This window comes from Pseudomonas sp. xss_4 (assembly GCF_043104125.1).
Lineage (GTDB): Bacteria > Pseudomonadota > Gammaproteobacteria > Pseudomonadales > Pseudomonadaceae > Aquipseudomonas > Aquipseudomonas parafulva_B.
Genome location: NZ_JBICKJ010000038.1, coordinates 189659 through 202047 on the forward strand (window position 1 = coordinate 189659; position 12389 = coordinate 202047).

Genomic DNA, 12389 nt, shown 5'->3' on the forward strand with positions numbered 1-12389 from the left:
CGAGTAAATCGGCCATTTTCTGTTCGGTAACTTTGTCGACGTCACCGGTGTTGGCGGTTTCCATGGGTGGTCTCCACGCCGCCGGCGGCGGCAGGTTGGTGGTCAGACGTGTGTTTGCTCGAGCACGGCGTCGGCGACTTTAAGTGCGGCCTGGGCGTCGCGAATGTAGGCCGGATCGAAGCCGCCCGCGTAATGGATCACTCGCTGGCAAGCATCCAGCTCTGTGCGCACCCGGCGCAGCGCCCGTACAAGTTCCTCCTGCAGCGCACCTTCGGCGCGACCGATATCCCAGAACTCCTGACCCCAGTGGCCATCTGGTGGAGGGTTGTTGTTCTGCTTGCCGAAAGCCATGGCGCCGATGATGGCGTCACAGAGCAGTCGCTTGTAGATGTTCTCGCCACCTATGCCCAGGCCCCCGCGCCGCCGGAGGGTGCTCACGACCTCGTCTACGTTGAGGCCGCTATCTTTGAGCACGAGGTCGAGCTCAGGCTTTTCAGGGGTGTAGATGACCAGAGCCAACTTGGCTTCCGGCCAGAGATCGGCCGCCAGGCGCTCTAGGCAGTCATTCGCGGTGTGGTGGAATCGTTCTGTTGCAGACATAGGTCATCCTCGCCCGCGCATGTCGGCGGGCTTGAGTAGTTGGGGGAGGGGGTTAGGCTTGAGCTTCGAACAGTTCGATCTGCGCTGCCTGGATGTTGCGAATGGCGATGGCCTCGTCGATGCGCTGCCTGGCAATGTCGAGGTAGCCAAGCGGATTGCCGTTTTCGTCGGTGTCCTTCTCGATCCCGATGAAACGACGGCCTAACTGGACTGCTGCTACGCCGGTGGTGCCGCTACCCATCGTGTTGTCGAGCACGACTTGCCCCGCATTGGTGTAGGTGGCTATCAGGAACCGCATCCAGCTCACTGGCTTCTGCGTAGGGTGGAAGCTGGCCGTCTGCTTGTCGCTCGAGAAGAACTGCACTGAGCGAGGGTACCGATCTGTTGAGTCGTACTCGGTGAGCGACAGGGCCTTGCCGTAGCACTCCGAGTTGACCGTCTTCCGCTTCGCCGTGCGCCGCTCGTGCCCGGAGGTCATCTGCGGGTTGTACACCGGCTGGCGCCGGTAGAAGACTTGGGCGCTCTCGTGCGCCCGCAGTGGTTGCTTCTTCGCATTGAGGAAGCCTGTCGCGTTACCTTTCTCCCAGATCCACTCGTAACGGTAGTCGCCGGGGTTGCTGGCGACCACCAGCGAGCTAAACGGCTGGGCCGCGCAAAGTACAACAGCCGTCTCAGGCTTGGCGATTCTCAAGTACTGCTCCCACAGGGGGGCAAACGGAATAACCAAATCCCAGGCACACTGCGTTGTGCCGTAGGGAAGGTCAGCCAGAATCAGGTCGACGCTTGCATTTGGGATCGTCTTCATCACCTCTAGGCAATCGCCTTGGTACAGGCTGACTTCGTTCATCGCGGCGTCTTCCATACCAGGTAGGCCATGCAGGTAGGTGCGATCATGGCTGAGCCTCCATAGCAAGGTCGATTGCATGGCGCTTTTGTTCGGGGCTGCCATAGAAGTCGGCAGGGCCTTCGAGGTGAATGCACTCGTACTTCGCGTCTGGCCAGATACCTTCCTGCACGTAGAGCTCGTAGAAGAACGTGCCACGGCCGTTGGTGCCCACGCCTTCCAAAACGACTTGCCGGCCTCGCGTCAAGATGAAGTCCAGGCGCTGCGTATCATTGAAATCAGTCATGTGTCAGCTCCTTGGGTACCTGGACGGTATCGCCAAAGTTCAAAGCGGCTATCGCCCTGCAGCCCGCGACGAGAATCGTTGGGCCCCCGGCTAAGCGGCTGAATCCGGTAGGCCGGTCATAGGCGAATGCTCGGTACCGTGCGTCTGTGCCGTCTTGCAGCATGCCGAAGCCCTTGCAGTGCTTGTCGAAGAGCGGCCCGCCCAGCGTCCAGGCCTCCCATGGGTTGTACCGCTCGCAGCGCTCAGTCGCCTCGCCCCGGTAGATGGCGAATACGCGCCACCCGTTGCCGTACTGGGGCGGCTCGAGGTGTAGAGCCATGCCTTCGGCCATGCCCACCGCCCAGCCTAGTGGCTCGCCGGCAAGGTCTGCCGTCTTCACTTCTATCAGGTCGGTCATGCGCGCCTCCGCTCGGGGTTACCGTAAATGTCGTACTCTGGCCGTTCTGGCGGATAGGCCTCGGCGGTCAGCGCTTGATCGATGGCGGCGCGCAGGTTTTCGTTGTAGTTCTCCCCAAGAACTCGCCGGTTGGGCTTGCCCATGTAGTGACCAACGATCTCGATGCCGATGGTGTAGTCGCCGTCCATGCTGTTCGAATGGCTTTCGAAGACGACGTCCCAGCAGCAGGATTCGATGGCATTCAGGCGAGCCCTGTCCCGTCGCAGGGCTTCCAGCTCATCGCTGGAGACGATGGTGAAGTGCGTTTTCTTCTTGCTCACAGCTCATACCTCTCATCAATCCAGCGCCCAGGCGCCATAGCGGGTGTAGGTTCGGGTTGGGTTTCGTGCGGGGAGAGCTGGCGCTCGTTGCCGGCCTGGTCTGGGCCACGCAGCATCCAGTCGGGCAAACAGGAAAGGCCGCTTGCCGCGCCGGCACCGCCGCCAGCTGACCACTTCCAGCAGGTCACTGCTCGGACGTCGTCATGCTCGACGGTTGTGTCGCGCATAGGGTTCGTCAGCTTGTGTCGCGCAGGCTTCTGTCGCGCAGCCTGCTCTGGTGTCATCGGTTCGCAGCCGGCCAGGGTGGCCAGCAGCAGGAGGCAGAGGGCGAGGCGGGTCATGATTTGAACTCGACTGCCGGGGTGACCTGACGGGCAAAGTCGAGCACGCTCTGCGACCAGTCCTCACCTACGCCGTCGTCAAAGGCGAAAAGCATGCCGCCGAGGGCGCGGCGCAGGCTGCGGATCTCTTCAACCATTGCCAGCACAGTTTCAGGATTGGCGCTGGCGATGAATTCGGCATCTGGCTTCTGCGGTATTCCGCATAGACCGGTGCCCCACCAGCAGACCACCTGGCCATCTGCGGTGTCGATTCCAGGGTTTGTGGAGCGATCTGAGCTGCCGAATTCCATGCCGTCTGCGTGAACCACCCATGGGCCGGGACTGGCAGCGCGGGCTTTCTGCTCAAGGCTTTCGAGGTCAATCAACGTTTCTTCAGGCACGGGTAGTCCTTGGCCGCCATATCGCGGCAGTGAATAGAGGGGAGAGGGGATTGCCGCTTATCCGATTAAGATCGTAAATTGGCTAAATGCCACTGCGACCCGTTTGGCTTTGGCTAACTTGAATAAACACCACCCCACTGACGGTTGCAGGAGGGCTGTATGCGAATTCGCGGCGATGTTTTCTGGAATTGGGCTGATCCGATGCTTCATCACCGCACTCATGACGAGGCACTCGATGATGGGACATACATAGATGTCCAGGTGCGACTGTCGCGAACTGGCAGCACGCAGATGTTCATCGGGGTATATGCACCAGGCGGGATGGCCATTCACGAGGAGGCCTTTGATTCTCGGCCTGGCGAGTCGATGACCAGGGCCCTTGCTTGGGGCGTGGGTCGAGCGCGCCGGGTTGCAGCCGAAGGCGCTCCCGCCGCTGACCTGCTCGCCGCTTCGAAATAGAGGGGAAGGGGTTACAGCGGGATGGAGTACAGATGTGCTCTTTCAGGCTTTCATCGTCTCGCTGGCCGCTTCGAGTTCGGCGGTGGCTCGCTGGCGCCAATCTGCGCCATGTTTCAGGTAGTGCCCGAGAAGCCAGTGGATCACGACGGCCTGCTCATCCTCGGACTTAGGGGCGATGGTGATCCCCATGACCCGAAGTGCCTTGGCGACGTGGTGGCAGGTGAAGTTCGGGCGCCCGAGAATTTCGCGAAGATCGCTGGTCAGCTCTGGAATTATTGGGGCACTCCGTTCGGCCAGCTTGGCGTGCAGCTCCGAGTTCTCGGCCCGAATACATTCATCCTGGATCGCTGCGTCATCGTGCACCGTCAGTGCCAGCTGCAGCTCTGCGATCTCCAGCTGGAGCTGATCAATGTCGGCACTTTCGGTCATCGGCCCCAGCCCAACAATCGGCAGCCCAGTCTCCGCTGCATCCCTCTCTGCCTCTTCTTTTGTCCACCAGAAGGCAGTACCAACCATCCAGGCTATAGGCTCGGGGTGGGGCTGGGTGGCGGAATGGGCCAAAACCGCGTAGAGCTGTTCCAGAGCATCCTTTCTGACGGTGCGGCCCGGAGTAGAGCCTTCACCAAATTGCTCAAGCCGCTCTATCAATGCTCGCGGCACGCTGACCATCTCTGTGTTGCTGGATCGGTTTTCTGTGGGCATCGGGATACCTCGCGGCTATAGTTCCTGTTCTTAAGCAGGGTGGTGTTATGGATTTCGCTAAAATGTATAGGGCGTGTAGACGAACGCAGGCTTTAGGAAAAGGCGTGAAGTCAGTTGCCGCGTGCTTCGAACGAGAAAATGCTTGCTATGTAACTATTGAGGCGACAAAAGTTGATGGGTTCTGGCCTATACACGGCTATCGTATTGTCACTCTGGAAGGTACAGCGTTCTTCCCTAGAGATTTGACAGAGATTCCAAGCCAGACAGGTTTGAATTGGCATCGCGAAGCATTTGCCTCTGTTGATATTGTAACTCCGCCATACTATATGATAGGACTGCTTAGTTTTCATGCTTCGAGCATAAACTCAGCGAATGGGCAGCTAGGTAAGTTTGAGTGCGGAGATCGCATGCTCCGTGAAATATACACGCCTCAGGCTATTGCCGAACTGATCGAAGGAGTCTGGTCCAAACGAACTGCTTTTAAGCCTTACTATGATCAGTTAGTAGAGTCTTCAAAGGCATACTGCTTAGGCTTATACAACGTTGCGATAGTTGGAATTTTACCGTGCATCGAAGGAATTGTTAGGCGTTTGGGGTTGGCGTCAGGAATTCGTGTAGACAGCGAAGTAAGTATCAACAACCTCGTAAAAGTATTCCGGCGCTTGCAGCAGAAAGAAGTAGATTCGATGATGGATGGTTTTGACTGGTTTCCGGCTAGTGAGATTAATATCAGCTTGTTGAATAGATTTCACGAGAGGGTACAGATTTTTGAGGGTATTTCGAACTACCTAAAGATGAAGCTGTACTTATATACTAAAAATGCGCCAGAGCATCTCACGTTAAATAGACATGGCATTTCTCATGGATTTTTTCAAGGATATGCTACAGAAGCCAACTATCTCAGGCTATTCAACCTACTGAGCGCGCTTTCATTCGCCGATATAATGGTCGAAGGTCAGGGCAGTTTGATGCCTCCAGGATCTAGTCCGGAGTCAGAACTGTTACGGGCACGCCTTTCACTTTGTGTAGCAATGAGCGTTGCGATATAGCTGCAACCCAGTTGCCTAGCAGTATACGATTTTACTGTGTTATGGCTTGCTCCATGCGTGCAGGCGCCGCCCTCGCCGGGGAGGCGCGCTCATAGGGTTTCGAGATAGGCGGCTATGAAGTGCGCCGCCGCTTCAGCATTGATGGCGTTTCCGTAGGCGCGCAGGCGTCCCACTCGGCTGGTAGCCCCATGAGCCAGCGGGAATGTGCCGGGTTCAACTGGCCGGAATTTTCCATCCCTGCACCCAAGCCAGTCAGCAACACCCCAGAAGCCGTTAGCCGGACCGGGCCGGTGATCGACGCCTGATATGGCAGTGCCTGGCCCTTCGCCCTTGGCTCCGGCCTGTCCCCCTTGTAATCCCGGCATGTCGGTGTAACCCACCCGGCCAGCTGTACCTGAAGGTTGAGCGGCGTCAAGCTCACGCCGCACTTGCCGCCGAGCTGACTCTTCCTCTCCAAAAATCGTTCTGCGCTCCCGCCGCACTCGCTCGCTGTCGGTGTTCCCCAGCCCGCCAGGCACGCTACTGCAGCCAGATCCGGGCCCCTGGCTCGCATTGCTTCCCGATAACCGCCCTCGGGTGAGCGGACGCCTTTGTGCGCGAGACTGGCTGTCGGAGTGGGCCATCCAGTAGAGCCGGTCTCGGATGTGCGGAGCACCGACGCCCGCAGACGGGAACGCAACAGCCCCGAAGGCATACGCCAGGGCTTCCAAGTCAGTTTGTACAAGGTCGAGCCAAGGCTCTGCGTCCTTGCTTGCAACCTGCTCTCCAAAGACGATTGCAGGCTGGCGCTCGCTGATGAGCCAGTGGAAATGCGGCCAGAGGTGCCGCTCGTCATCAAACCCAGCTCCCGCGCCTGCCGCGCTGAAAGGTTGGCACGGACAGGAACCGGTCCAAACAGGTCGATCATCGGGCCAGCCGGCGCGGCGAAGGGCGTAGGACCAAACGCCGACGCCGGCGAAAAAGTGGCATTGGGTGTAAGGCTTGAGGTCATCGGGGTGCACATCCTCGATCGAGCGTTCGTCAACGTCGCCAGGCGCGATGTGGCCTGCGGCAATGAGGTTGCGGAGCCACTGCGCGGCGTATGGGTCTAGTTCGTTGTAATACGCAGCCATACGGCTCCTCGCCGGGACGGCGTTCATCGTTTGAGAGGGGAAGGCGCTGGCGGGCAGCGCTAGAGGGTCAGGCGGCGCGAACCTTGAAGGTCAGCATGGCGGTCGCGTCATCGTTGAAACACTCGGCCAGCTCCTGTTAGGCACGATACTTGGCCTGGCTTCGGGTAGTCGCCCAGATTCGCCGCACGTAGTGGCGGGCATCGCCAAGCATGTACTTGACGTCATCCCAGTCGTACATGCCGTTGGTGAGCACTTCCCACTGCTTGAGCGGCAGCTTCTCAGCCATCTCGCCGTACTGCATTTCCCAGGTGGGGTGGTAATTGCGGATACGCTTCTTCGGATCGCTGTCGAGGATCACGCCAATGTAGTGGCCTCGGTCGGCCATGATGACGCCTGGCTCGCCGTTGGCGATCACCCGGCGCCCGATCTCGGCCGGCACATCGTAGTGGCGACGGACATAGTCGCAGTTGTAGTTGCTCACGGCTTTCTCCATGCATGCGCCGCCCTCCGTACCCGGATACGGCATGGTGGAAATTTGGTTGGGTATGAGGTATTACAGTTAAAAAGCAAGGAGCAAAGGAGGCGACTCAATGGAAGTTGGTAAGGGAAAAGGTGCGAGCAACCGTATCAAGCACGCCCTCATGCTGCCAGGCTGGAACTTCGCGTCAGGTGACAAAGGCTTGCTAAGGCGTCAAGGTACGCCGGTTCTGGTCTCTGAGTATCTTGGAGAAATGAAAGGGGCGCTCTTTTGCCCAGAGTGCACCTGTCCACTTTTTCGGTCTCCTGAGGAAGAAGATGCAAATAAGCGCGGGGGAAGCGCTTTTTTTGCCCACAAGCGAGGGATTAAAACCGAGTGCGGCCTGCGAACAAAGCCCAACGTAGGCAAAAACTATACTACCGAAGAAGAAGCAAGACAGGCTGTCGTCGATGGTGAGTTAGTAGTTATTAAGCAGTTCATGCAGGACAGGCCGGTATCGCCTGAGATTACCTCGGGAGTCTACAACCAAACGAAAATAGAGGACGTTAACGGCGAGGTTTCCGAAGTTCCGATAGGCCGTCACCGCGGGGAAAAATTAAAGGTTCCAAGCGTGGTGTCATCTATAGCAGGGCTAGGGCGCGGGTTCGACAAAAACCTTTATAAGTATTACTACTTCCCTGGTGCTCAACATGCCCAGCTGTTGATGGATGCATTGCGGCAAGTCGGGCCACAGACCGATCTCACAGAAGAGCCGGTGCTCCTGTATGGGACTATAGTCCGGATAACAAGCGGTGGCTCTAACCCCTGGAACGTGCGGCAGGTATTTGTACGTTATACCTCAAGTCTCGGTTATAGAGACTTTTGCTTCAAAATGTCGGTTTCAGATGCAGATCACCATCAGATCGCGGATGCGTCGATTGGCCGCATTATTATAGGTTATGGTCGGGTGGTGAAGAGCGGCTTAGGTTTATCTCTTGACAATTTAAAATGGGGGGAAGTCGCACTTCTGCCGAAGATTCATGAGGCGATACTTCGAGACTGATGTGCGACCTCTTCGTCGAGGCCTTGTGCACCATGGTTAGCGCAGCGCCACAGGCCGCTCATTTACATACGTGGCGCTTTGCTGAATCACTTCGAATCGAAGCTACCCAATACCAGCTTGGCAGCCTCGCCCACGTTACTCTCAAGTACCTGCTTGAACTCCTGAGCGATCGCCTCGCGCTGCGCTTCCTCGCCCAGCCAGCGCAGTTTCAGCTGCGGCTGTGAACCGCTGGTGATGACCGACACGCGCAGACGGATGGTCTGCTCGTCCAGGCCTTCGAAAGGAATGACTTTGAAGTCGAGCCAGGCGGGCAGGGTTTCCTTGCTGCTTGCCTCAATCGAATCCATGGCGCTGCGGCTAGCGCGAGTCTCGCTGACGGCGTGGTCGCTTTCGGACGAAGCCTTGACGGTGATGGTGCGCACGGCTGCGATAGCCTTGGCGATGCTCATCACGGCGCCGTTCTCGTCGGTAGCGACCAAGTGCTGGTGCCAGTCCTCGACCCAGTCGCTCATGGCCTTCTGCACCAGAGCCTGGCCACAGATGGCCTGTACGGCGGCGAACGCGGCCGAAGGCTTGAGTCGCAGCACCGCACGGTCGTCAGCGTGGCCTGGTAGGTCCGGCGTACCCAGGTTGAACAGCACCACGCAGGTCATGGCATCCTGATCGATGAAGCCACGGGCGTCTGGCGCTGCGCGCTCGACCACATATGCGCCGAAGTCGACCAGGGAGTGGGTGGAGTAGGTGCCACGGAAGCGAGAGCGGTGGAGCTGGAAGCGTTCCAGATCGATAACCGTCGAGCTGTCCGGAACGATTGCGGTGGGGGTGTTAGTGGGTAGCTCTTTGCCAGCAGCAGCCAGGGCGTTATCGGTGATCAGTTGCAGAGCGTCTTTGGTGAGGGACATGCGGAGGTTCCTTGCTGTGGGAGTCAAGTGCGGGGATGGACTGGGGCGTCTTCACGGGTGAAAAGCTGGTCGTGCTTTTCAGGGAATAGCGAAATGTTGCCGCCGGTACCGACGTACATCGGCGTGTCCAAACTAGTGTTTTCGCTGCGATCACCGCGTTTGGTGGGCACCTTGTAGGCGAGCTTGTGCTTGATCTTCACCTGGTGGGAGTCACCGATCTGGCTGAAGTCCAGAGTGATGGTGATTTTGCCGGCCTTGCCGTGATCGACCACGCCGGCGGCTACTTCTGAGAGGGCGTGGCCGATCTGGCTGGCGAATGCGCCGCCGTTAAGCTCCTGTAGGAACTCGGTAGTGTCTGTAGGTTTTGGCATTGCTGATGCTCCGAGAGGACAAGGCCGCTGGGCGGCAGGTTGATGTACTGCTGGCGCCGGCCGTGCCGAACGCGTGAGGTGATGCGCTTCATGCTGCTTTCTGCTGACTCCATGCGCCGACGGCGGCAAAAATCTTTGCGGCCTCTGCCTCGTCGAGCGTCGTATCGGTAGGGATGGCGATCCAGCCGGCGGCTACCAGGTGATTAGGATTGGCTGTCGCCCGCAGGTCTGCGTAGGTCGCCTGGATCACCTCAGTGAGGTGCTCGGCCCTGTAGTTACCTTGGGGCGCGACCTCAATCGATTTGTGGTACCGCTCGCCGAACTCAGTGCGACACAGCACGCTGAGGTAGATGGTCCAGCGATGAGGGATATCGCAGACGGCGTCTACGATCTGTCGAACGCGGATCTGCTTGAGGTTCTTCCAATTGATCAGCACCTGCTGGCCGCTTGGATCGATGTTCACCACGGCGGCATGGTTTGCTGACACCAGGGCGCGGCAGGTTCTATCCAGCCGGGCACGCATGTTGTGAGGCTTGCGCTTGCTCATTGCCGCAGGCCTTTGCTGGCGGCGCCGGCTTCCATCGCATTGACGAATACCAAGGCAGTCTCATACTGATAAGCAATGCCCATAATGGCGCCGGTGCTGATCTCGACTACCTCCCAGATCTTCCCCCGACCCTTAGCTTGAAATCGCGGGGCCGATGACTTGATTCGGGCGCGAGCCTCGTCACGAGCAATGCTTGTACTTGCTAGAAGCGCCTTGAGTTTCGGTACGCTTTGAGCGAAGGCGATGCTTGTAGCTGTTTGCATAGGGTGATCCTCGGTCAGGCGTGGAGCTCGAGGGCTTCGGCTCTACGAACAATGCGGACTTGTGCAGTGCGGCGCTCCGGAGCGCGGCGGTCGCGGCGCATGGGGTCGCTATCGTTGATGGCAGCGTGCATGGCGATAAGGCCGGCCAGCACGATGCAAAGAGGGCTGATGATCTGCTGGCGCATGGCCTTGGTGACCGCCTCGATGCGACGCCCGGCCTCCAGCTTGAAAAGCGCAGCCTCGATCCGGTTGGCCACGGTGCCGGGGGTGACCGCCATCTGCCGCGCGATCTCTTTGGTGGTCAGGCCCTGGGCAACCCAGAGCAGTGCTTCCAGCTCGCGTGGTGCCAGCGTCTTGCCGAGCTGGCCAGTCCATGAGCCGCAGGTGATCGTCTCCATGATTATCCTCAGCAACCGCATTGGTCAGGCGTCAGGGCGGGTGACCAACCCCCGCGCAGCCGATGGGCGCGGGCCTGGCGCCTGCCTAATGCGGTCGTATGTAAAGGGAGGGGGATGCGGGGTGTATCGGTGATGTGATCTGGCCGGTGCTGATCTCCGGCTTTCTAGTCTGGTTGCTCTACAGACTTTTAAGCGGCGTCTTTTCAAGAGTTTCCGGAGCAACCCGGGCTGCTGTAGCCGCTATCAACTCATCAGCCTGAGTGTTCAGATCACATCCCGATGCACCCTGCGATGGGGAGCAGGGCATCGGGCAGTTAACGTCAGGCGGACGTGGCGCTGGTTGTCACTTCTCGTTCATCGTTGGCGCAGGCTTTTCCGCATAGAGGGCAGTAATTTGCGACCACTGACACCGTTTTGTTCACGCGCTTCATCCCGCCGGCTTTCCTGGGCGCCATGTAGTGGCCGGTGACCTCGACACAGAAGCGCCGCTCCGCTTTCCCTGTCTCGACGTTCAGGGACAAGTTGTGACCCTCTGCGCGCATGTAGAAAGGCCCGGACCCAGGCGTCTCCTCGCCGAGTGCGTCGGTTACCAGCTTCACAGCATCGCTGATGCAGGTGCAGCTCATAGTTTTGCCCTCCAGGGCAGTTGATGTCCCGTCTGGCCCTGTCGCCAAGGCCAGCCAGTGAAATCAAATCAGGCAGCAACTTCAGCTTGAGCCGCGATTCGCTCCTGAATCTCTTGGCGGTGCACCGATACGTTTTTTGGTGCCTCGATACCTATGCGCACCTGGTTGCCCTTAATCTGCAGCACCGTGACTCGAATCGTGTCGTTGATCACAATGGTTTCGCCCACTTTGCGGGTCAGTATCAGCATGGTCCTACTCCTTGGTTGGTTTCCCTTCTGGCCCTCGTGAGAAGGCCAGCCGGTGAAACCTTGGTCGAGCTCCACCACCGATGGCTTCACCCGATCTTTTGTCTGGCCTTGAGCTTCCCTGGTCACCTCGCTTTGATCGGCCTTGGCGGGATGGTCGTGGGGTTAGGTGTTCGCTACACGACTGTCAGCTGCAGCTCGGCTAGGGCAGCTCGTCGTGGGTTGCCGGTCCGTATTCCGGCTGGACTTGTCACTTCACTGGCAGGTTCCTCCTATGGTTTTTGATCCGCGCCATGCTGGTTGCCGGGTATCCCCACCACTGCCTGCTGCAGCTACTGGCTACGCATCAGGTGGCTTGCATAGTTTGGCGTCCTCTCATGGGAGAGGCCGGCAGCTATCCAGAGGCTGCATGGTCGACGACTTAGCTTGTCCCGACCCAGGTGATGGCCTGGGTGCGTCGAGGTGGTCACGTCTGATTGTGTAAAGAGCGGTGAAACTGGATTGCCCCGGCAGTCAGCGTTAGTGGCTGCGTGCTGATGCAAATATCACGCATCGTGTTTTTAATGTCAACACGATTCGTGATTTATTTGCCTGATGGTGTGTTCAGGATTTTCCCTACGGTGCGGGTTCACGTTTCACAAGGCGTGATGTATGCTCACCGCAAAAACTGGATGGATATACAGTAATGGAGATGGTTTATGTCCAAGCAGAAGAAGACGGCACCACAAGCACGCCAAGAAATGACCGGGGTAGAGCGACTTGGTCTTCGGGTCTCATCGATGATCAATCACCCGATTGCGCAGTCGCAGCGCTGGGTGACTATCCATCGCCTGGACACGGATGGAGATGTGGAGTGGGAGGAGGTGATGGGGCTGCTAGTCGAAACGCCGGAATTGGATCTGACGTTCAACGACGACGAGAGCGTAACGGTCCGGTGGGAGCCGCAGAGCGCGGAGGATCGCAACGACCTAGTCGTGCCAAATGACTGGGAAGAGGAGAAGGTGGAGGAGGAGGCGCCCTTCTAATG

General features: G+C 58.5%; 19 protein-coding genes and 2 pseudogenes. 4 read left to right on the plus strand and 17 right to left on the minus strand.

The annotated features are described in order from the left end of the window. Positions 1-102 precede the first annotated feature (102 nt). From ACF8GB_RS07840 to ACF8GB_RS07870, 7 genes are read right to left on the minus strand one after another with little or no spacing between them, the layout of a single operon-like run. Positions 103-600, minus strand: a complete 498-nt coding sequence (locus ACF8GB_RS07840; RefSeq protein WP_392526798.1) for a hypothetical protein — start codon at positions 598-600, stop codon at positions 103-105. Between the two features lie 52 nt (positions 601-652). Then, positions 653-1447 (minus strand): DNA-methyltransferase, encoded by a 795-nt coding sequence (locus ACF8GB_RS07845; RefSeq protein WP_392526799.1) that lies wholly within the window; start codon positions 1445-1447, stop codon positions 653-655. 43 nt (positions 1448-1490) lie between these two features. Further along, positions 1491-1730 carry a hypothetical protein gene (locus ACF8GB_RS07850; RefSeq protein ID WP_392526801.1) on the minus strand — a complete coding sequence of 80 codons (240 nt, stop codon included), beginning with the start codon at positions 1728-1730 and terminating at the stop codon, positions 1491-1493. Next, positions 1723-2127, minus strand: a complete 405-nt coding sequence (locus tag ACF8GB_RS07855) for a phage protein NinX family protein (protein WP_392526802.1) — start codon at positions 2125-2127, stop codon at positions 1723-1725. Before ACF8GB_RS07855 ends, ACF8GB_RS07850 begins: the two co-directional genes overlap by 8 nt. Beyond that, the gene (locus tag ACF8GB_RS07860) at positions 2124-2447 is read right to left on the minus strand and encodes a hypothetical protein (RefSeq protein ID WP_392526803.1); all 324 of its coding nucleotides are present in this window, start codon (positions 2445-2447) and stop codon (positions 2124-2126) included. The genes ACF8GB_RS07855 and ACF8GB_RS07860 overlap by 4 nt, the downstream gene beginning before the upstream one ends. Continuing rightward, positions 2444-2788: a hypothetical protein gene (locus tag ACF8GB_RS07865; protein ID WP_392526804.1), complete on the minus strand. Its 345-nt coding sequence runs from the start codon at positions 2786-2788 to the stop codon at positions 2444-2446. The genes ACF8GB_RS07860 and ACF8GB_RS07865 overlap by 4 nt, the downstream gene beginning before the upstream one ends. Next, positions 2785-3168, minus strand: coding sequence for a hypothetical protein (locus tag ACF8GB_RS07870; RefSeq protein WP_392526806.1), 384 nt, complete (start codon positions 3166-3168; stop codon positions 2785-2787). The genes ACF8GB_RS07865 and ACF8GB_RS07870 overlap by 4 nt, the downstream gene beginning before the upstream one ends. A 159-nt stretch (positions 3169-3327) precedes the next feature. Here ACF8GB_RS07870 and ACF8GB_RS07875 point away from each other — a divergent pair, with 159 nt between their 5' ends. Further along, positions 3328-3627, plus strand: coding sequence for a hypothetical protein (locus ACF8GB_RS07875; RefSeq protein ID WP_230384345.1), 300 nt, complete (start codon positions 3328-3330; stop codon positions 3625-3627). A 42-nt stretch (positions 3628-3669) separates the two neighbouring features. Here the strand turns inward: ACF8GB_RS07875 and ACF8GB_RS07880 are convergent, their stop codons facing one another. Next, positions 3670-4329 carry a hypothetical protein gene (locus ACF8GB_RS07880; RefSeq protein WP_392526808.1) on the minus strand — a complete coding sequence of 220 codons (660 nt, stop codon included), beginning with the start codon at positions 4327-4329 and terminating at the stop codon, positions 3670-3672. A gap of 104 nt (positions 4330-4433) precedes the next feature. Between ACF8GB_RS07880 and ACF8GB_RS07885 the strand changes: the two genes are divergently transcribed. Then, on the plus strand, positions 4434-5378 hold the full coding sequence (locus ACF8GB_RS07885; RefSeq protein ID WP_392526809.1) for a hypothetical protein: 945 nt from the start codon (positions 4434-4436) through the stop codon (positions 5376-5378). Between the two features lie 662 nt (positions 5379-6040). Here the strand turns inward: ACF8GB_RS07885 and ACF8GB_RS07890 are convergent. After that, positions 6041-6517 (minus strand): annotated as a pseudogene (locus tag ACF8GB_RS07890) (DNA cytosine methyltransferase); the annotation flags it as partial. Between the two features lie 40 nt (positions 6518-6557). Next, positions 6558-6971 (minus strand): annotated as a pseudogene (locus ACF8GB_RS07895) (hypothetical protein). 109 nt (positions 6972-7080) lie between these two features. Here ACF8GB_RS07895 and ACF8GB_RS07900 point away from each other — a divergent pair. After that, positions 7081-8010 (plus strand): hypothetical protein, encoded by a 930-nt coding sequence (locus ACF8GB_RS07900; protein ID WP_392526810.1) that lies wholly within the window; start codon positions 7081-7083, stop codon positions 8008-8010. A gap of 86 nt (positions 8011-8096) precedes the next feature. On the opposite strand, the gene ACF8GB_RS07905 is transcribed toward ACF8GB_RS07900, so the two are convergent. The 7 genes from ACF8GB_RS07905 to csrA form a co-directional block, all read right to left on the minus strand. After that, on the minus strand, positions 8097-8912 hold the full coding sequence (locus ACF8GB_RS07905) for a DUF2303 family protein (protein WP_392526811.1): 816 nt from the start codon (positions 8910-8912) through the stop codon (positions 8097-8099). A gap of 23 nt (positions 8913-8935) precedes the next feature. Then, positions 8936-9283 (minus strand): hypothetical protein, encoded by a 348-nt coding sequence (locus ACF8GB_RS07910; protein WP_196126589.1) that lies wholly within the window; start codon positions 9281-9283, stop codon positions 8936-8938. 88 nt (positions 9284-9371) lie between these two features. Then, positions 9372-9830, minus strand: coding sequence for a hypothetical protein (locus ACF8GB_RS07915; RefSeq protein ID WP_392526812.1), 459 nt, complete (start codon positions 9828-9830; stop codon positions 9372-9374). Beyond that, positions 9827-10093: a hypothetical protein gene (locus ACF8GB_RS07920; RefSeq protein WP_196126587.1), complete on the minus strand. Its 267-nt coding sequence runs from the start codon at positions 10091-10093 to the stop codon at positions 9827-9829. Before ACF8GB_RS07920 ends, ACF8GB_RS07915 begins: the two co-directional genes overlap by 4 nt. A 14-nt stretch (positions 10094-10107) precedes the next feature. Continuing rightward, entirely contained in the window at positions 10108-10491 is a 384-nt protein-coding gene (locus ACF8GB_RS07925) for a response regulator transcription factor (RefSeq protein WP_058604085.1), read from the minus strand. Positions 10492-10811: 320 nt separating this feature from the next. Then, positions 10812-11117, minus strand: coding sequence for a hypothetical protein (locus ACF8GB_RS07930; RefSeq protein ID WP_392526814.1), 306 nt, complete (start codon positions 11115-11117; stop codon positions 10812-10814). 68 nt (positions 11118-11185) lie between these two features. Further along, a complete protein-coding gene (csrA, locus tag ACF8GB_RS07935) occupies positions 11186-11365 on the minus strand; it encodes a carbon storage regulator CsrA (RefSeq protein ID WP_286929250.1) in 180 nt (59 codons plus the stop codon). A 695-nt stretch (positions 11366-12060) separates the two neighbouring features. Between csrA and ACF8GB_RS07940 the strand changes: the two genes are divergently transcribed. Beyond that, positions 12061-12387 (plus strand): DUF1654 domain-containing protein, encoded by a 327-nt coding sequence (locus ACF8GB_RS07940; protein WP_392526815.1) that lies wholly within the window; start codon positions 12061-12063, stop codon positions 12385-12387. The last annotated feature ends 2 nt before the right edge of the window (positions 12388-12389 follow it).

Excerpts from the sequence above, each read along its gene's own strand:
- ACF8GB_RS07880 (WP_392526808.1), bottom strand. The coding sequence starts at position 4,329 with ATGCCCACAGAAAACCGATCCAGCAACACAGAGATGGTCAGCGTGCCG.
- ACF8GB_RS07925 (WP_058604085.1), bottom strand. The coding sequence starts at position 10,491 with ATGGAGACGATCACCTGCGGCTCATGGACTGGCCAGCTCGGCAAGACG.
- ACF8GB_RS07905 (WP_392526811.1), bottom strand. The coding sequence starts at position 8,912 with ATGTCCCTCACCAAAGACGCTCTGCAACTGATCACCGATAACGCCCTG.
- ACF8GB_RS07940 (WP_392526815.1), top strand. The coding sequence starts at position 12,061 with ATGTCCAAGCAGAAGAAGACGGCACCACAAGCACGCCAAGAAATGACC.
- ACF8GB_RS07845 (WP_392526799.1), bottom strand. The coding sequence starts at position 1,447 with ATGAACGAAGTCAGCCTGTACCAAGGCGATTGCCTAGAGGTGATGAAG.
- ACF8GB_RS07900 (WP_392526810.1), top strand. The coding sequence starts at position 7,081 with ATGGAAGTTGGTAAGGGAAAAGGTGCGAGCAACCGTATCAAGCACGCC.
- ACF8GB_RS07865 (WP_392526804.1), bottom strand. The coding sequence starts at position 2,788 with ATGACCCGCCTCGCCCTCTGCCTCCTGCTGCTGGCCACCCTGGCCGGC.
- ACF8GB_RS07875 (WP_230384345.1), top strand. The coding sequence starts at position 3,328 with ATGCGAATTCGCGGCGATGTTTTCTGGAATTGGGCTGATCCGATGCTT.
- ACF8GB_RS07920 (WP_196126587.1), bottom strand. The coding sequence starts at position 10,093 with ATGCAAACAGCTACAAGCATCGCCTTCGCTCAAAGCGTACCGAAACTC.
- ACF8GB_RS07930 (WP_392526814.1), bottom strand. The coding sequence starts at position 11,117 with ATGAGCTGCACCTGCATCAGCGATGCTGTGAAGCTGGTAACCGACGCA.
- ACF8GB_RS07915 (WP_392526812.1), bottom strand. The coding sequence starts at position 9,830 with ATGAGCAAGCGCAAGCCTCACAACATGCGTGCCCGGCTGGATAGAACC.
- ACF8GB_RS07840 (WP_392526798.1), bottom strand. The coding sequence starts at position 600 with ATGTCTGCAACAGAACGATTCCACCACACCGCGAATGACTGCCTAGAG.
- ACF8GB_RS07910 (WP_196126589.1), bottom strand. The coding sequence starts at position 9,283 with ATGCCAAAACCTACAGACACTACCGAGTTCCTACAGGAGCTTAACGGC.
- csrA (WP_286929250.1), bottom strand. The coding sequence starts at position 11,365 with ATGCTGATACTGACCCGCAAAGTGGGCGAAACCATTGTGATCAACGAC.
- ACF8GB_RS07855 (WP_392526802.1), bottom strand. The coding sequence starts at position 2,127 with ATGACCGACCTGATAGAAGTGAAGACGGCAGACCTTGCCGGCGAGCCA.
- ACF8GB_RS07850 (WP_392526801.1), bottom strand. The coding sequence starts at position 1,730 with ATGACTGATTTCAATGATACGCAGCGCCTGGACTTCATCTTGACGCGA.